This window comes from Agromyces sp. CCNWLW213 (assembly GCF_037199545.1).
Taxonomy (GTDB): Bacteria; Actinomycetota; Actinomycetes; order Actinomycetales; family Microbacteriaceae; genus Agromyces.
Window position 1 is genome coordinate 44059 of sequence record NZ_JBBBDX010000003.1, and the last position, 16586, is coordinate 60644.

The 16586-nt window shown below is 66.6% G+C and carries 19 protein-coding genes, 1 tRNA gene and 1 pseudogene; 8 read left to right on the forward strand and 13 right to left on the reverse strand.

Annotated elements, in window-relative coordinates:
* Window positions 1-29: 29 nt before the first annotated feature.
* The 6 genes from WBQ80_RS07475 to WBQ80_RS07500 all read right to left on the reverse strand — a co-directional run bounded on the left by WBQ80_RS07475 (window position 30) and on the right by WBQ80_RS07500 (window position 4411).
* Entirely contained in the window at window positions 30-815 is a 786-nt protein-coding gene (locus tag WBQ80_RS07475) for a maleylpyruvate isomerase family mycothiol-dependent enzyme (RefSeq protein WP_336571925.1), read from the reverse strand.
* A gap of 334 nt (window positions 816-1149) precedes the next feature.
* Window positions 1150-1992 carry a DUF5677 domain-containing protein gene (locus WBQ80_RS07480; protein WP_336571924.1) on the reverse strand — a complete coding sequence of 281 codons (843 nt, stop codon included), beginning with the start codon at window positions 1990-1992 and terminating at the stop codon, window positions 1150-1152.
* A 36-nt stretch (window positions 1993-2028) separates the two neighbouring features.
* Window positions 2029-2775 (reverse strand): restriction endonuclease, encoded by a 747-nt coding sequence (locus WBQ80_RS07485; RefSeq protein WP_336571923.1) that lies wholly within the window; start codon window positions 2773-2775, stop codon window positions 2029-2031.
* Between the two features lie 114 nt (window positions 2776-2889).
* Entirely contained in the window at window positions 2890-3141 is a 252-nt protein-coding gene (locus WBQ80_RS07490) for a hypothetical protein (RefSeq protein ID WP_336571922.1), read from the reverse strand.
* Window positions 3142-3362: 221 nt separating this feature from the next.
* Window positions 3363-3863, reverse strand: coding sequence for a hypothetical protein (locus WBQ80_RS07495; RefSeq protein ID WP_336571921.1), 501 nt, complete (start codon window positions 3861-3863; stop codon window positions 3363-3365).
* A complete protein-coding gene (locus WBQ80_RS07500) occupies window positions 3863-4411 on the reverse strand; it encodes an RNA polymerase sigma factor (protein ID WP_336571920.1) in 549 nt (182 codons plus the stop codon). The genes WBQ80_RS07495 and WBQ80_RS07500 overlap by 1 nt, the downstream gene beginning before the upstream one ends.
* A 401-nt stretch (window positions 4412-4812) precedes the next feature.
* On the opposite strand from WBQ80_RS07500, the gene WBQ80_RS07505 reads away from it, so the two are divergent.
* Together WBQ80_RS07505 and WBQ80_RS07510 are read left to right on the forward strand one after the other, a co-directional pair.
* Window positions 4813-5661, forward strand: a complete 849-nt coding sequence (locus WBQ80_RS07505) for a hypothetical protein (protein WP_336571919.1) — start codon at window positions 4813-4815, stop codon at window positions 5659-5661.
* 52 nt (window positions 5662-5713) lie between these two features.
* Window positions 5714-5917: a hypothetical protein gene (locus tag WBQ80_RS07510; protein ID WP_336571918.1), complete on the forward strand. Its 204-nt coding sequence runs from the start codon at window positions 5714-5716 to the stop codon at window positions 5915-5917.
* Window positions 5918-6423: 506 nt separating this feature from the next.
* Here the strand turns inward: WBQ80_RS07510 and WBQ80_RS07515 are convergent.
* Together WBQ80_RS07515 and WBQ80_RS07520 are read right to left on the reverse strand one after the other, a co-directional pair.
* Entirely contained in the window at window positions 6424-7245 is an 822-nt protein-coding gene (locus WBQ80_RS07515; RefSeq protein ID WP_336571917.1) for a DUF1643 domain-containing protein, read from the reverse strand.
* Between the two features lie 161 nt (window positions 7246-7406).
* Complete coding sequence (locus WBQ80_RS07520; protein ID WP_337282505.1) at window positions 7407-7607, reverse strand: hypothetical protein; 201 nt, start codon at window positions 7605-7607, stop codon at window positions 7407-7409.
* A gap of 91 nt (window positions 7608-7698) precedes the next feature.
* Here WBQ80_RS07520 and WBQ80_RS07525 point away from each other — a divergent pair, with 91 nt between their 5' ends.
* Together WBQ80_RS07525 and WBQ80_RS07530 are read left to right on the forward strand one after the other, a co-directional pair.
* Window positions 7699-8556 carry a hypothetical protein gene (locus WBQ80_RS07525; protein WP_336571915.1) on the forward strand — a complete coding sequence of 286 codons (858 nt, stop codon included), beginning with the start codon at window positions 7699-7701 and terminating at the stop codon, window positions 8554-8556.
* Window positions 8553-8990 carry a PIN domain-containing protein gene (locus WBQ80_RS07530; protein ID WP_336571914.1) on the forward strand — a complete coding sequence of 146 codons (438 nt, stop codon included), beginning with the start codon at window positions 8553-8555 and terminating at the stop codon, window positions 8988-8990. The genes WBQ80_RS07525 and WBQ80_RS07530 overlap by 4 nt, the downstream gene beginning before the upstream one ends.
* Here the strand turns inward: WBQ80_RS07530 and WBQ80_RS07535 are convergent.
* The 3 genes and pseudogenes from WBQ80_RS07535 to WBQ80_RS07545 form a co-directional block, all read right to left on the reverse strand.
* Window positions 8987-9882: pseudogene (locus WBQ80_RS07535) on the reverse strand (IS5 family transposase). The gene WBQ80_RS07530 and the pseudogene WBQ80_RS07535 overlap by 4 nt on opposite strands.
* Window positions 9883-9917: 35 nt before the next feature.
* The gene (locus tag WBQ80_RS07540) at window positions 9918-10403 is read right to left on the reverse strand and encodes a hypothetical protein (RefSeq protein ID WP_336571913.1); all 486 of its coding nucleotides are present in this window, start codon (window positions 10401-10403) and stop codon (window positions 9918-9920) included.
* Window positions 10404-10883: 480 nt separating this feature from the next.
* Window positions 10884-10954: transfer RNA gene (locus tag WBQ80_RS07545), tRNA-Gly, on the reverse strand.
* Between the two features lie 169 nt (window positions 10955-11123).
* Here WBQ80_RS07545 and dcd point away from each other — a divergent pair.
* The 4 genes from dcd (at window position 11124) to WBQ80_RS07565 (ending at window position 15043) form a co-directional block, all read left to right on the forward strand.
* Window positions 11124-11729, forward strand: coding sequence for a dCTP deaminase (dcd, locus tag WBQ80_RS07550; RefSeq protein WP_336571912.1), 606 nt, complete (start codon window positions 11124-11126; stop codon window positions 11727-11729).
* A gap of 179 nt (window positions 11730-11908) precedes the next feature.
* A complete protein-coding gene (locus WBQ80_RS07555; RefSeq protein WP_336571911.1) occupies window positions 11909-12976 on the forward strand; it encodes a glycosyltransferase in 1068 nt (355 codons plus the stop codon).
* A 56-nt stretch (window positions 12977-13032) separates the two neighbouring features.
* Window positions 13033-13743 (forward strand): signal peptidase I, encoded by a 711-nt coding sequence (gene lepB, locus WBQ80_RS07560; RefSeq protein WP_336571910.1) that lies wholly within the window; start codon window positions 13033-13035, stop codon window positions 13741-13743.
* Window positions 13744-14002: 259 nt separating this feature from the next.
* Window positions 14003-15043, forward strand: coding sequence for a hypothetical protein (locus WBQ80_RS07565; protein ID WP_336571909.1), 1041 nt, complete (start codon window positions 14003-14005; stop codon window positions 15041-15043).
* A 45-nt stretch (window positions 15044-15088) separates the two neighbouring features.
* Here WBQ80_RS07565 and WBQ80_RS07570 read toward each other — a convergent pair whose 3' ends face one another.
* Window positions 15089-15571, reverse strand: a complete 483-nt coding sequence (locus WBQ80_RS07570) for a hypothetical protein (RefSeq protein WP_336571908.1) — start codon at window positions 15569-15571, stop codon at window positions 15089-15091.
* Between the two features lie 115 nt (window positions 15572-15686).
* On the reverse strand, window positions 15687-16565 hold the full coding sequence (locus WBQ80_RS07575; RefSeq protein WP_336571907.1) for a hypothetical protein: 879 nt from the start codon (window positions 16563-16565) through the stop codon (window positions 15687-15689).
* Between the last annotated feature and the right edge of the window lie 21 nt (window positions 16566-16586).

Sequence of the window (16586 nt, forward strand, 5' to 3'; positions counted from 1 at the left end):
GGCCGGGAACGCTTCGCGTTGAGGGATGGTCACACGGACGGGTCCCAGGCTGCGAGCTGATCGAAGATACGACGGTCGCCTTCGAACTTCAGCGAATCCAGCGAAATGCGGCCGTAGAAGAACAGGACGAGGTCACTGGCCGTGCCCCGGGCGGAGGCGTCGATCGGGTCCGGGCTCTCCCCGGCAGCGGGCGTGAGGCGGGCGGCCTTTGCGCCGTCGTGGGAAAGGTGAAGGCGCCAGGAGTGGCCCTCGATTGCGTGGTAGTCGACAACGGCGGGTTCGTGTGGCCAGGCGACCGTGGTGGCGCAGAGGGTGAACTGGCAGTCGTCGAAGCCGTCGAGGGCGACCTCCGCTGGTATCGGCTCCGGGGCACCCCCGGTGAGCTGGGCGTCGTAGGTGAACACCCCGATCTCGCAGACCTGTCGCCGCGCCCAGGCGCCGGAGGTCTGCGGTGACGGCGAGTCATCCCACCATGTCCAACAACCGAGGGTCGGGCCGACCTCACGCAATACGCTCGTCAGTTGCTCAACGGACTCGGTCCACCAGGCCAGAAGAGCCTGTCGTTCCCGAGGCGCACCCAGGCCGTCATCCCAAAGCGACTTCTCCGGGGGCGCGTCCGCGGGCCCTGCGGCGACGATAGCGGCCGATTTGCGGCGGCCCATCCCCACGTGTTGCACGAGATCGAACAGCGTTCGCCCAGGATGCGTCGGCACCTGCAGGTCGAGGCTGGGTGCCGCGGCGACCGCAGCGCGGAAGGCGGCCGACCGTTCGTCGATCAGCCGCAGATGATCAGTGAACGTGAGAATCGTGGGCACCCCAGCTTTCTATCACTGTGCTCCGACGACGGGGCGGCGACTATCGCGGCCCACGAGGTATCTCGGCGATCTGGCCAGGAGCCGGCGATCTCTCGAAACCTGGTTGGGGACAGACGATTTCGGGAGCAGGGTTCTGGTGGAACGTCCGCATGAGGATCCCCTCGGGCACGCTGACCGGCCTCTGTGCAGTCGAGTTCGAAAAGCTGTGCAGTCGACTTCGGAGATCGACAATCGGCGGTTCGTGCACGGACTCGATGCGAGACGCCTCATATTCCATGGGTTACGAGACGATGCTTCCTTCGCCACCTTGCTCCTGCTCGCGGGCGGTTCTTGGTCAGCGGCTCCGCTCGGCTGCTGCCCGAGCCTTGTTTCGGCCCTCGGCATGTCGTTTCCGGTAGGCATCGCTTAGCTGGATCTCGGACGTTATGTCGAGCTTCTTCGCGGCTCTGCGTAGGGAGCTGCGGTAGAAGTCGTTCTTGCTGATGTAGGTCACCGCCCGCCCACTCCACACCATGCACGCATCCGTCAGGAAGAGAAGAAGGTCGTCACTCAGAGCGGTGTTGGGCGTCGAGCGCGGCAGCGGCAACATTTCCCCGGGTTCGGGTGGCGAGAAGTAGAGGTCCACAACACGTACCCCTGCGTGGCTGATCGAACTGAGTACCCGGTAGTAGATGTAGGCGTCGGTGCCACCGGGGGCGAGGTCCTCACAGATCAATTGAAAGTGGCGAGCATTGTCCGTCGATCCATCGTGATCCTCAAGGTTCGTGTCCGCGACGTCGCCGGCACCGTCACGGAACGTCGATATGATCGCTCGTTTCAACGTCGACTGAAGGTTGAACTGCTGCCTCGCGTACTCGTGCATGAACGCCTTCACACCGTCGTGGTCCTCGCTCTGCACGAGCCAGGTCGCAGTCAATGCGCATTCGTACGCCTGCCTTACCAAGGGCACGGCAGCATTGCGATGATCGCCGTCGATCAGCGCCCGGATGGCGCGTGCCGTCTCGTGGACGTGCCGGGCGAGGCCAACCACGGACAACATCCGCGCGACGTCCGCCTTCATAATCGGCTTCCCCGACCGGGCTCGGGGCTGCGACATTTCTGTCGGATGACCTTCCGCCTCCCACGCGTGAAGAAGCTCGTCCAGGAGTTCGCGCAGTTCGGACGCATCGAGAGCCACGAATGCACCCTACGGGATGCTCTTTCGGATGCCCGATCACACATCTGATAGAAAGTCGCCGCGCCGGGCTCGCTCAAGCGCAGCCCGCCGGTATGGAACGAAGTCGTCATCGTTTACGCGCGCGCCGTTGAACCAGCTCACCACGGCGGCGTTCGCCTCCCGCATGACGTCGACGGCCTCGTCAAACTGCTGCTGCTGCAGGAGTTCGTTCGCAGTACGAGCCTTTTCCTGGAACTGCGGAATCACACGTTTTACGTCTTCGACATCGTGATCCATCCCCTTCCAGCGTCTGCCCCGCTGACGCTGGGCATCTTCGTGCCTTTCCCCGAACGCGATGAGGATGATGCCGGCCTCGCTGTGTAGTCGTCTGAACTCGCTGATGCACTCCGCGATATGGGCGGCCTGTTCGGGTGTGGCATTGTCGAGATCGTCCATCTTGTGAACGCGCTTCGCGTGGTCATTGACCGCGACCACCTCGAGCGTCGACGGCGAGAATGAGAAAAGAGCGATGCCCAGCTCGTCGGCCACGCTGATGGCAGCGCGGGAGTAGCCCGCGGATGAGTAGAACAGGACGTTCTTGCTGCCGTGGGCCGCTCCCTTGAGGCGCTGGATGTCGGGAGAGCCCGCTGGCTGAGAGAGAAGTTTCACCTGTGCAACCGCGCGCACCGAGACAGCATCGATCCCCCGATCGGCGCCGCCCGCCGTCTTTCTCGCATCTGTGAAGCCGAGAACGTGCATGTGAATGACAGCGAGGTCTTCCGCCTCCTGCCAACTGATTGCCATGCGCGCCAGTGTGGCACGACGCGATGGTGCCCGAGAGCTGTGCAGTCGACTTCGGAAATCGACACCCGTCGCCAGAACACTCTCGCCCCCGGGTGGCATGACATGCGTACACCGCTAATCGCGACGTCGTATGTTGTTGATCCGGTAGTGGTCTCCCTCGAGGACGACATCCTCAAGTGCGGCGTTGTAGCCCCCGATCGACAGCTCTGAGCAAAGCTGTTCCCCGATGTTGCCGGGAATCAGATTCCGGTCGTAAGCGAGCCGTTCCCACACTGGGTTCGGGTCGTCATCGTTGAAGACCTCGATCTTCCATGCGTCCCGATTGGGCGGGAACGCGACGTTGTTCCTCTTCGCGATTGCATACATGATTTCAACCCCTACTTCGCCCAGCGGGCGTCTCCCTTACTATCGACCAGGCCGCGTGCTGCAGTGCACCAATAACGACCGTCTATCGGGCAGGCCCGGGTGTCAACAGCTGGGTTCGTCGGCGGGGTCTGGAAGGTAGGGGGTGAGGTCGGCCGGCTCGGGAGTTCGAGGCGAGGTGCCGAACGGCTCGGCAGCGGGATCGTCCACGTTCTGCGTCCTGTTCAGTTGGTCGGCGCGAGGCCGAGTTGCCGGCAGAACGGCTCGTGTGGTTCGCGTTGCTCGTTCGGGAACACCGCGGTCACGCCGTCCAGGCGGAGGCATGCCTCGAGCGGTGGGATCGCGTACTCGATCCCGTCGACGGGCGGTTGGGTGGCGTGGGGGCCGACGGCGCCGATCCGCCACACCGCTGCGCACATATCGAGCGCGTCCGCTTCTTGCGGGCGAGTGGTGCCGTCGGGTGCTTCGGCGGCGGGCGCCCCGACAGTGACGAACGCCGAGTTCTGGTCCTGTTCGCTGTAGCAGTACGCGGCGCTGTCTCTCAGGACGGGGTTGGCCAACGCGGCCCATGCGGCTCCCATTCCGGCGATGCCGACCAGACCGATCGCGCCCGCGATCGTGGCGCGCCGCTGCAGTGTGCGTCGCCGATCCTCGGTCGCGGCACGCGCGAGCAGCGTTTGCCCGAGCGCGGCGAACTCCTGTTCGGTCGGTTCGATAGATCGCATCAGTTGCCTTCCGTGTATGCGGCAGCATCCGCGCGCAGCACTGCCCGGGCCCGGCCGAGCCGATTGCGGACCGAGCCGTGGCTGATGCCGAGCGCGTCGGCCGCTTCTTGATAGGTGAGGCCCTCGACGGCGCACAGGCGCAGTATCTCTTGGTCGATGGGCTCGAGTCGTACGACCGACGCATCGATGCGGGCCATGAGTTGTGCGCGAACCACCTTGGCTTCGGGCTGGGAATCCGCGCCGGTAGGCAGGTCGGCGGGCAGTGCCTGGGTCGTGCGTCGGTGATTGTGTCGGCGGCGATTGGCGGACAGGTGCCGGGTACACACGAGCAGCCATGGCAGTGCCGAGGTTCCGGCGAACTGGATCTTCCGGCGCTTCTTCCACAGCAGCAGGAACACGTCCTGCATGAGCTCCTCCGCGTCGGCGCGCGAACCCGTTTCGAGGAAGGCGCGCGCGAACACCACTCGGCAGTACTGCTCGTAGAGCGCCGACAGCGCCCGGGTGTCGCCCTCTCGAGCCCGGCTCAACAGCTCCGCATCGTCAGCCATTCCACTCCTGTCGGATTACCTAATGATGGATGTCCGGTCAGGAGAAACCGTCTCAAACTCGCATCGGGCGCGGTCGCGCTGAGGGATCCCCCAGCGGGCACTTCCATCGGGCGGGCCATAAGAACGCATTGAAGGCAGAGTCCTCCCGTTCGCGCACCATCACACCTGCGAGCGGCTTCGCTGCCGTCGAGGACCCCAGCGGGACGGTTTATGTGAGTGATGGAAGTGGCGCTGCATCCTGAGCATGAGCACACGACAACACCGCGACGGATTCGCATGGAGTCGCGACTCGCCGTCAATAACCGACCTGAAGGGGGGCTATCGCGCGCATCTGAGCACCACTGCGACGGAAAGCCTCGACACGAACCCGATCCATCGGCCCGGTACGACAGTCTGGGTGCATGGAGAACGATGTTCGACAGAGCGATGTCGAAGAGGTGAAGGCCCAACTGGCCATCAATGGCGCCTTCGTCCTGCTCGGACTCGTTGCTACCGCAGTTGCTACGGTCCTGTTTACGCTCGCAGGGGTTTCCGCCGTCACCGACAGGCCGCCGCTCCTCGCCTGGGGGATCACCATCACTGTCGTTGCCGTGGCGGCCGCCGGTACCGGCGTCGTGCGCGACGTTCGTCAACAGATACGCACCGCTGCTGCTATCAAGACGGCCGATGACGCGGCCGCCGACGCGGAGACCGCCCTCGCCGCGGCCTACAAGGAGGGCCTCGAGCAGCTGGCGGACGCGATCGCAGAAATGCCGCACCTCACGCGTTCCAAGCACGACGCCCACCTCCGCATGGTGGCGAAGCTCGCGGTCGACGCCGTGAACCTCCTCGGCTCGCAGCGTGTCCCTGGAATGCGCGCGAACGTATTCGAGCTGACTCCAACGAAAGACGGACTCCGATGTGTCGAGTCCACTGCAAAACGGCATCCGGCAGACTTCACAGCGGGCGAGGATGAAACTGATGAGGCACTTGCGTTCCTGAACAGTGGCGACCCGCTACTGTTCTATCCAGATCTGAGCACGGAGACACCGAAGGCTGATGGGCGGCGCCGATCGGGCTACGAGACCTTCATGTCGCTTCCGATCGCAGCACCAATCCCGGACGCTGGTGGCCCACGTAGGAACGTCTACGGGATGCTCACGGTCGACGCTCCCGCGGCGAACTCCTTTGCGCAGCGCGATGTCGATACCGCAGAGCTCGTGGCGGACATACTCGCCACCGCCTTCGCGATCGTTGAGAAGGCTCGTTAGGAACTTGGCCCACGGTGGGCGAATTCTCGAAGCGACGCCCTACACTGGGGCCATGGTGGATGACCGCACCCCGGGGCTGGCGTCGAACTTCGGCGTCATCTCAGTGCGCCCGCGCGAGCTCAAAGAAGTCGTCGACTATTCCGAGCAGGAGAACGTCGATGCATTCTGGGCGAACGCCCGCCGCTCCGCTCAAATTGAACGGCTGCGGCGGAATGACGCTGCGCACCGGGGGCGGCTCGCTCGAAAGGCGGGCTGAGCAGCCCTTCACCGCTCGCGCTCAAGAGGAGCATTGGCTGCCGGGCCACCCTCGAGCTGACGTTGGCGAGAAGGCTGTCGTTCGACGTTCATCTCGGCGCGGCACGCTTTCCGCGTCGCTCCGGCTCGGTCAGCTCTCGCGCTGCACGGAGCCATCCGGCCCCTCGTGATCGGGGCTGCCCCGTGCCTCGTCACCCTCGTCAACGGACACTGGCCGCAGGTCTCCCTTGGAGTGCAGGTGTGCCCGCCGTTCTCACTTCGATCGAGCACAGCCAGTGTCTGGCCCTTGGTCGACGGGTGCTCTGCGCCGCCTGCGAGTGCAGTTCGCGTCTTGACGCCAGCGTGGGCTGGGCGGCGGACCGCGATGGGTGTGCTCATCGGAGTCGGAGTCGCCAGCGGCCCTTTCGGTCCTGGTCGCCGCCTTCTAGCCTCATACCGGCGCCAAGGATCGGCGTCTGCCGCGCGGCGCTCTCTGCGCAGCGGGGTACAGCGAGACATGTGTCGGGCTCAGCCTCCGATTGCGCGCACATAGTTCCCGACGTCGAAGCTCTGGAGCGGCCAGCTGTAGCTAGCTCTCGATGGGTGACGCGGGTGCCCGCTCTTGAGGAAGTCGCCAATCGAGACCCAGGTGCATCCTGAAGCGTCGGCGAGCGAGACAATGCGCTTGAGCATCTCCGTCAAGTAGGGCCGCGTCTGGATCAACTCGCCCCAGGCGGCAAGGAGCGTGAGCTGGCGGCCATCGAGTAGCTCGCTGATGTGTCGCTCGTTGTCGAATCTCAGCTCTGGGCTGAACGCGAGATGCATTCCCCGGGGGTCGGTCGATCGTTGTGGGTAGAGGTTGAGCATCACCCAACTGTCGAACCCGTTACGCGATGCGAAGCCCATCACCTTGCTGACCGTCAGGTCGGGGTCCCCCGGCGCCGCAGTGCTGGGGTTCACTCCGACGCACACGAGCGGGTTGTCGCCGATGGTGCCCAGCACGAAGCGCGCTGAGTTGTCCGGGTTGTGCTCGTAGATCCATTCCTCAGTCAATGCGATGCCCCTCGTCGTCCGGGTCCCACCGTAATGCGCGGAGCGCGAGCCCTTTGCCTGATGGTGGATGGGGCGTTTTTTCGGGATCGTTCGAGTCAGCGACAACCGCCCCGGGCCTCTTATCGGGCAGAGCGTCGACGGCGGCGACTGAGCGCGCCGAGCAGTGCGAATCCGGCGAGCATCGCCGCCACGATCAGCCACGGGCGGGCCTGGGTCGCGCTCGAACACGGCCCAGAGCTGCCCAGGCGCTCCGAGCAACGCGTTCAGGACCATGGCGCCGACGTCGGGAGATTCCATGGGACGGACACTAGGCCCAACCGCCCACAGCAAGGCAGGCGAGCTGACCGGGCGTCGATGGCCGGTGGGTCCACGTAGCATGTGAGCCTGGGCGGGCCTGCGCGCTTCCCGCGAGAGGAGCCGCCACCAGATTGGCCGTGGAGTACCGCCCGCGCTGGCATTCATTCCTCGCCGCCGACGAACGCGAGACGGGCGCTTGAACGCTGGTCGACACCCTGGGGCGCGACTAGGGCCGGGTGCGGATCGTTCGGGCCCGCTCGGAGGTCGGGTACGTCGGCGAGCTCGACGAGCACCTCGTCGGCCGGTATCGCCCGCTGCGCGCCGCGCTCGAGGCCGTGCACGTCGCGTTCATTCGTGCGCATGCTCCGGGCGGGGCACCGAACGGCGGCCAAGGATACGTGCTCGGCACGTGATGCGCGGCTAGCATGACGTCAACTCGGGGAAGGTGATCGCATGGCCGGGAAGGGCTACGAGCTCGCCGTGCAGGGCATGCCGGTGCCGGACGGGCAGATTCCCTTCGCAGAGCTCGGCGCGCTGGCGACCAGCATCCAAGACCTCGTGCTCAGGATCGGGCGTCAGCTCGATGAGCGCAGCGGTGCCGGCCGCACGCCGCTCTCGCTCGGGCGCGCGACTGAGGTGCGCCTGGTCGCGTTGCGGGAGGGCTCCACGCTGCTTGACTTCGAGATCGGCGATCCCGACACGATCGACCTTCCCGACGAGACGCACGCACTCCTCGCCGAACGGTTCGAGGAGATCGTGCAGCACGTGCAGATCAACGAACCGCCGCCGTGGACCGATCATCTCGTCGGAGAAGCAGCGGGCCGCGTCGTGGCCAGCCTCCGCTCGCTCGGCGCCTCTAGCGTCACGCTCAGCCGGACGGCCGCTGAACGGGTGCCTGTGGCCTCTCTGGAGCCGCTCGCGCTCGATCCCGCCGTGTGGGCCATTGAACCGCCTGCACTATCCGAGGCGACTTTGGTCCAGGTGCAGGCCTCCGGCGTGCTCGAGGCGGTCGACCTCCGCTCGCACCGCTTTCGCGTACGCGATGACACTGGCCGGGGCATCGCGCTCGAAAACGTCGCCGACGCCGAGGAGGTCGCTCGCCTCGTCGGCTCCCGAGTGATCGCACATGGCGCCGCACATCGAGACGCGCGCGGCATGCTCGCCAAGATCGAGGGCGCGAGCATCGTCCCGCAGGGCGATGTCAGCGTGAGCGATGACCTACCACTCGTGCGTGGCCGATACGGGCCCATCGAGCCGGCAGGGTTAAGTGACGACGAGCTCGACGCCTTCCTCCGGGACATTCGGTCGTGAGCCGCCTCGAGGTGCTCGTGGACACGAACGTCGCCACGTGGCTTTGGATGTCCACGGGAACGCAGCGGCGCGGCCGAGCGCAGACTCAGCTCGCGCGCTATGGCGACCAGCTCACCGGGAAGACGCTAGTCATAAGCGGGCAGACGCGCGCCGAACTCCTGCAGCTCAAGAACGGGCGCGGTGAGCATCACCACGGGGCGCTCCTCGCCGCGATCGACCGCATTGCCTACCTACCCCTGAACAAGGCCGTACAGGAGCGCTACGCCGAGCTTTCCCACTGGGGCCGGACGAACGGCCATGAGATCGCGCAGAAGCAGAACGCCGCCGACCGGTGGATCGCCGCGACCGCCGTCCAGTTCGCCCTTCCTCTCGCGAGCGAGGACCGGGTCTTCGACGGCCTGCCGCAACTCGAGCTGATCGCGCCGGTCGGCTAGGGGATGTCTGACAAATGCTTTGCCCAGGTGATGACGGCGTGGAGGATTGCGGCGGCTCGGTAGGTGATGGCGAGCTTGTCGTAGCGGGTCGCTAGACCGCGCCATTGTTTGAGATGGCAGAAGCGGCGCTCGATAACGTTGCGGCCGCGGTACTCGTCCGGGTCGAACAATGGTGGGCGCCCGCCGCGTGAGCCGCGGCGTTTCCGGTTGCGTTGCTGGTCGACCGGCTCGGGGATCACCGCGACGATGCCGCGCTCGCGCAGGTGGGCGCGGATCGCCTTCGACGAGTACGCCTTCTCGGCCCGCAGCGCATCCGGACGCACCCGGGGTCGTCCCGACCCGACCCGTTCGACACGTAACTGCTCGAGCATCGGCAGCAGCATCGGCGAGTCGCCGGCCTGTCCTGGCGTGCAGGAGATCACCAACGGCAGGCCGCGGCCGTCGACGAGCTGGTGGACTTCGTGGACAAGCCGCCGCGGGATCGGCCGACCGCGTGATCAGGAGGCTCGATCAGCGGATTCTTGTAGGTCGACCCAGCCACCTGTGAGGCGGGTCACATGGTCGCATGCTGATGGGCACGCGCGATCGTCGAGTCCGCCGACACCGACCAGTCCACCCCGCCAGTCGCATCGGCGGCCGCGAGGAGTCGGGCGTGGATCCGGTCCAATGTGCCCTCGCCGGCGAGGCGTCGGTGCCATGTCCATACCGTCTGCCACGGCCCGAATACCTCAGGCAGATCCCGCCAGGCGATCCCGCACCGGTACCGGTACGCGATCGCCTCGACTATCGTCCGCGCATCCGAGAACGGGCGACCCTTGCGGCCGGTCGGCCTCGGCAGCATCCCCTCGATCAACGACCACTGAGCATCCGAGAGCAACTGGAACCGCGACACCCCAAACGGTTCCCAGAAGCCAGCCCGACTACTTGTCAGACCTGCCCTATCTGTTCCCCAGCCGCAGGAAGTTCGATGATCTGGCGGCTGATCCGACGGCCCCTGACGCGCGCCTTGAGTCGCCGTATGGGCCAGGAGACCGGGCCGTTCTTGCGTGGGTTTGGTCCATCTGGGTCGATCACGAGAGTGGATCCGACGATGACGTCTCCATCGAAGTCCAGGGTGACCCGCGTGGGCCCGAGCGTGGCCGCGACTGCCAGGTCGATTCGCTCCTGAAGGGTTTCGGGGCGATCTTCGTCGTCGTATGCAAAGTCGGCACTGCTGTGACCGCAGAAGCCAACAAGGAAAACCTCAGCCCCCGCATTGACTCGGACTGTCGCAATACGCTCAGGGGCGGTCGTAGGAAACAGGGTGACCACGAGGTCCTCGCCCGCGCCCTTCGGCGACGTCAGGATCCACTCGTGCCCCGCGTGCTGGGCCATGAAGCCCGGAACCAGGGCGGCAAGTTCAGGTGTGTCCACAACCGGAAGTTAAGCACGGCCGATGAAGAGCTCCGTGGCCCGGGGCCCAGCCGACTACTCGATCGAAAGAGCCGCCGCCGTCCTCGACGCCGCATCGCCAGCGCAAAGCGTTTGTCGGACATGCCCTAGGTCCTGTCGGTCCCGCTTAGCGGCGGCCGGTCACTCATGGCCGCGGCCGCGCGCTCGATGTACGCCTAACCCTCGTCCGTCCGTGGCCACTTCCGGTCTGTCGCCGCCGCGCCAGCGCGTCTAGGAGGGTCCCCGACGACGCCTCGGCACCGCATCTTCGTTCAGGCGACGGGCGAGATCCACGTACGAAATCGATAGGCGCCGCATGATCATCACGCTCCGCCGGGCCTGACGCTTCTGCTCAACCAGGCCGTTGCGTTTCAAACTGAATCATTAACCGTGAGTTAACCGTGACAAGCGACGCCTGGCGGGCATGCCGGCGAGTGGAGAATCGGCGTAACCCCTGATCAGAGCCGATGACGGGAATCGAACCCGCGCTGTCTGCTTGGGAAGCAGAAGTTCTACCATTGAACTACATCGGCGTGCGGCATCCGGAGACGCCGCGGTGACCATCGTAGCAAGGTGACGGGTCTCGACACGCGTCCGCCTGCGGCGGGCGATACTCGACCACCGAGCGCGGGGTCTCGGGACGCTCCGCCACTCGACCACCGGCACCGCTCCTCGACCACCGGCCCTCGATAGGCTGGCACCGTGCTTCTCTCGGATCGCGACATCAGGGCCGAGCTCGATCGCGAGCGCATCCGCCTCGAACCCTACGACCCGGCGACGATCCAGCCGTCGTCGATCGACGTGCGGCTCGACCGGTACTTCCGGCTGTTCGACAACCACAAGTACCCGTTCATCGACCCGGCGGAAGACCAGCCCGAGCTCACCCATCTCATCGAGGTGCGGCCCGACGAGCCGTTCATTCTGCACCCGGGGGAGTTCGTGCTCGCGTCCACGTTCGAGGCCGTCACCCTCCCCGACGACGTCGCGGCGCGCCTCGAGGGCAAGAGCTCGCTCGGCCGGCTCGGCCTGCTCACGCACTCGACGGCCGGGTTCATCGACCCGGGCTTCACCGGGCACGTCACCCTCGAGCTCAGCAACGTCGCGACGCTGCCGATCAAGCTCTGGCCGGGCATGAAGATCGGCCAGCTCTGCTTCTTCCGGTTGTCGTCGCCGAGCGAGCGCCCCTACGGCTCGCCCGCATACTCGTCGCGCTACCAGGGCCAGCGGGGCCCGACGGCGTCGCGGTCGTTCCAGAACTTCAGCCGAGCGGATGTCGGCGTGACCGACGCCGGTTCGCAGGGCGGCTGAACGGCACGCGCCGCCCCCAGATGTGGGGACAACATGCCCGCTATCGGCGTGGGTGCCTACCCGGGCCCCTTCTGTCCTCCGAAATGCGAACATAGGATGCCGGTACGCGAGCCGCCCGCGTGACGGAAGCGGTCCGTCCGACAGGTGCGCCCCCGGAGCTCGCAAGGAAGCAGAAGCGCGTGCCCGAAATCGTCCTGGCCCATGACTACCTCGTCCAGTGCGGCGGGGCGGAGCGCGTGGTCGCGCACTGGGCCTCGGCGTTCGGCGCGCGCACCCTTTACACGCTGGCCTACTCGCCGGAGGGGACGTTCGCCGAGTTCCGCGATCTCGAGGTGCGTCCGAGCATCCGCGGATCGCTCACCGCGCAGGTCGAGCGGCTGCTCCCGGCGCTCCCCTCCATCGCGGCCCGCACCAGCGTCACGGGCGGTGACGTCGCCCTCGTCTCGAGCAGCGGCTGGGCGCACCGGTTCGCGTACGAGATCCCGCACGTGGTCTACGTGCACAGCCCCGCGCGCTGGCTGTACGCGGCATCCGACTACCGGATGAGGCTGAGCCCGCTGCGACGCGCGGGCCTCTGGGCGAGCACGCCCCTGCTGCGCCACGGCGACCGCGAGGCAATGCGACGCGCGCACAGCGTCATCGCGAACTCGGTCGTGACCCGCGACCGCATCCGCGAGGCGTACGGCCTCGACGCCGAGGTGGTGAACCCGCCCGTCGAGCCGGTCTCGGCCGAGGCGCGCGCCCCGCGGCATCCGCTGCCCGACGCCTTCACGCTCTGCGTCGCACGCGACCGCGGCTACAAGAATATCGCCCTGGCCGTCTCGGCCTCGCGTGCCGCGGGACTGCCGATCGTGCTCGCCGGGTCGGGCTCGGAGCACCTCGACCGGCCGGGCGAGGGAGTGCACGGCCTCGGCCGCGTCACCGATGCCGAGCTCGCCTGGCTGTACCGCCGCGCCGAGGTCGTCATCGGCTCCGGCCGCGAGGACTTCGGCCTCACGATCGTCGAGGCGGCGCTCGAGGGGACGCCCGCCGCCGTGGTGCCCGCCGGCGGGTACCTCGAGACCGTCAGCCCCGGCGTGAACGGGTTCCATGCCGCGTCGGCGACCGCCGACGGCCTCGCGGCCGCGATCCTGGCCGCCCGCGAACTCGACCCCGCGTGGAGCCGCGACTGGGCGCGCCGCTTCAGTCTGGCTGCCCATATCGACAAGATCGAGGGAGTGCTGGAAGACGTCGCGCAGCGCGCGTGACGCTGCTCTCGCCGCACGGGCCCGCATGCAGGATGCGGACTCGGTACTGTAGCAGTGTGGTGACCAAGGAGCGCGACGCGCACCGTCCGCGGTGGCGTCGTCTCCTCGGCGGGTTCTGGGCGCAGCTGCTGCTCGCGTTCGTCGTCGTCGGGCTGATTTTGTCGTTCATCGCGAAGCCGTATGTCGTGCCGTCCGGGTCCATGTTGCAGACCCTCGAACCCGGCGATCGAATCCTGGTCAACCGGCTCGCTTTTCTCGGCGGTTCTCCCGCGACTGGTGATGTCGTGGTCTTCGACGCGGATGACTCGTGGGAGACGCCCGCGGCGACTGAGGTCGATCCGGCGCGAGCGGTCCTGCGGTGGGTGGGGGAGGTGACCGGGTTCGGGCCCTCAGGGCCGCGCACGCTCGTGAAGCGGGTGATCGGGTCGCCTGGTCAAGTGGTCGCGTGCTGCGACGCTTCCGGCCGTGTGCTCGTGGATGGGGAACCGATCGAGGAGCCCTATGTCTCCGATGACTTCGCCTTCGAGCGTGGAGTGTTGGACTGCACGACGACTCCCAGGTCCTCGAGATGTTTCGACAGGGTGACCGTACCGGAGGATTCCTACCTCGTTTTGGGCGACCATCGCTCGGGATCCCGCGACTCAGCGCTGGGATGCCGCTCGTCCGGGCAGAGCGATGGCTGTTGGCGCTGGGCCACGCAGGCAGGCATCGTCGGAGAGGTGGTCGCCATCGTTTGGCCCATTCCACGATGGACGACGCTCGGCTGAACTGCCGCCACCGCATGCCCGGGTGGTGGTGGAGTACCTTGGATGGTTGTCCCACCTTCAGTGAGAGCGTGCACGGCGCCAACGCACGAGAGGATAGATGCATGGATATCCGCTGGTCTCTCGGCGCGGATCGGCTCGACCGACCCCCATCCTCGGAATCCCGAAACAAGCGGGCGGAGACCACCGCAGGCAGCGGTCGCGGGACGAGCAGGTGAACGGGGACACTGGAGCACCCGCCGATTACCTCGACGTCGCGGCCATGGGTTCCACGGTCCGTATCGAGTTCGCGCCGGACGTGTCGGACTCGAGGCGTGCACGCGTGCTCGATGCGTGGACGGGCGCGTTGGCCAGCACTGAGATGCCGGACGCGATCGTCCGGGTCGATGCACACGGTCGAATCGATTCATTGCTGGAACAGCTCTCGGTTCGCGTGACCCTGGCAGCGCTGGAGCACCAGCGTGGCCGAATGATAATGATGCACGCCGCAGGTGTCGCGCTGGACGACGGCCGTGTCGTCGCTTTCGTCGGCCCCTCCGGGCGGGGCAAGACGACGCTCAGCTCGGCCCTCGGGGCTCATTTCGGTTATGTCTCGGATGAGACAGTCGCTGTTGACCTGGACCTGGAGGTTCGGGCGTACCGCAAGCCGCTCTCGCTGGTGCGCTCGGATGGACCCAAGGAACAGGTCTCCCCCGTCCGGGCTGGGCTGATGGACTTACCGGACGCACCGCTGCGGCTCGCGGCACTGGTTCTGCTCGACCGCCGATCAGGTGTCACCGAGCCGGTTGCATCGCGCGTTCCCGTGATCGACGCGATCGCTGAGCTCGTTCCGCAGCTCAGCTTCATGAATGACTTCGACGCTCCACTGCAGCGGCTCGCAGGCCTCTGCGACGCCGTCGGCGGCGTCTGGCGGCTGTCGTACGGCGAAGCTGCCACGCTGGTCCCATTGGTCCCGGAGCTTGTGCGAGCGCCACCCGGGATCCGCGGCGCGTGGCGACCGGTCGTGCCGACGCGAGCCCGCCCGACGAGCGCACCGGCGCCGTTCGAGTGGGCTGCGATCTCAGACGCCATCGCAGCCGAAGAATCCGTCGCGGTGATGAACGACGGGGTCTACCGGGTCCTCGCCGGCATCGCTCCGAGCATCTGGCTTGGCATCGGTAGCGGCCTTTCGGTTGAGCAGCTGGTGGAACGGGCAATCGAGGACTTCGGCCCGCCACCGCATGGTGACGCGTCTGAGCTCGTCGCCGCAGCCATCGATGAGCTGGTCGGTGAAGGACTAGTCGTTCGGGGTACCGCACAATGAAGAACACCGGCCCGTAGACGGGCCGGTGTTCTTATCGGAGCTGCATTACGCCGGGCAGGTACCGATCGGGTTGGCGGTCTTGTTGCAGTCAGGCGGCGAGCTGACCTCTTGGGTCAGGACGGTGTCGGTGCCCTTGACCTTGTACTCGATGATCAAGAAGTTCCCGCTGTTGTTCGCAGCGCCCTCGATGACGATGCAGTCGCCGGTGGCAACCTCCTGGCTCCCTTCCCAGATGGTCCGGGGCTGGGCATTCGCCTTCGTGTAAACCTTGGTGACCACGAGTACCGCCGAGCTCTCGGGGCAAGCGACCCCTCCCGCGCAGATCCTGAGGAAGTAGTTCCAGGGGAGGCTGGTGCTCTGGCCAGGGCACTTACAGCTACCCGGGCCCAGCGAGACGGTGGGAATACAGCTCGCGGCGGCGAGCGGCGTGGTTGCGGCAATGGCGACGACGGGCGCTGCCCATGCCATTGCCTTGGTGACGGTCCGGCGGCTGACACCGGTCTGTTCGGGCTGATCGATCTCGGCCATGGCCTGGTCGCCTCCTGCGCTGTGGTTTGGGTGGGCCCTGATCCTGGGTGGGGACGGGAATGCTGAGAGAAACCCTAGAAGCGTATCGCATCGCCCGGTAGGAGCAACACTCGTTTTACCCCCTCATCGGGGGGCGAGGCAGTCGTCTCGCCCTGCTGACGGTCTCTCCGATACCGCGTATGGGTCGCGCGAAGAACTCGCGTACGAGATCCCAAGGCGTCGGGCGCCGTCCGAGCGCGTGCTCCAGGTGCGTGCCGTTGACCAGCGGCGCACGAAGGACGAGGACCAATCGCGCACCGAGTGTCGGTGCGGCCTGCACACGGCCAAGCCACTCGTCGATGCGGCCGCCGCCTTCAGTGACCGCCTTCCAGAGACGGTACTCCCGAGCTCCGCGGTGCTCGTCGAGCCTGCCGAAGGCTGCGTCGAAACCCAGCCGCGCGTCGAGTTGGTCGACCGCTGATTCGATCTCGCGTCGGCGATCGGCGTCGTTCCAAGCACCGTCGGGATCGAGTGAACGGCGGGCGCGAGCCGCATTCAGGATCACGATCACAGCCTGTGCCGGAAGGCTCGGCACGAAGCAGCGAACTCCGGCGAAATCCATGCTTCGACGCCCGTCCCACAGCCTTCGGAACGCTGGTGACGGGGCGAGACCGATGCCCGGGAAGAACCGGTGCACGTCCAAGAAGCCCCAGATGTCATGGTGATAGGTCTGCGCGTGGCCGAACGGCGACCCGCTGAAGAAGGTGCTGTACACCGACCAGCCCGACTGGCGGAGCGCGCGATCGAACGGTCTCGCGTGCTCCGGACGCACGAGCACGTCCACATCACTGCCGGGCGAGGACGGCGGGCGGACTGCGGCTTCCACTGCATCACCCTTGATGTGCAACAGGTCCACGCGACTTCGCTCGGCGAGCACCTGGACCGCCGCGCGCCCGAGATGCAGTCGCGCCACCGCCGGCGCTGCGGTCAGCGGAGGGTCCGCCGTTTCGCTCATACCGACGGCTCCTCAGCGACT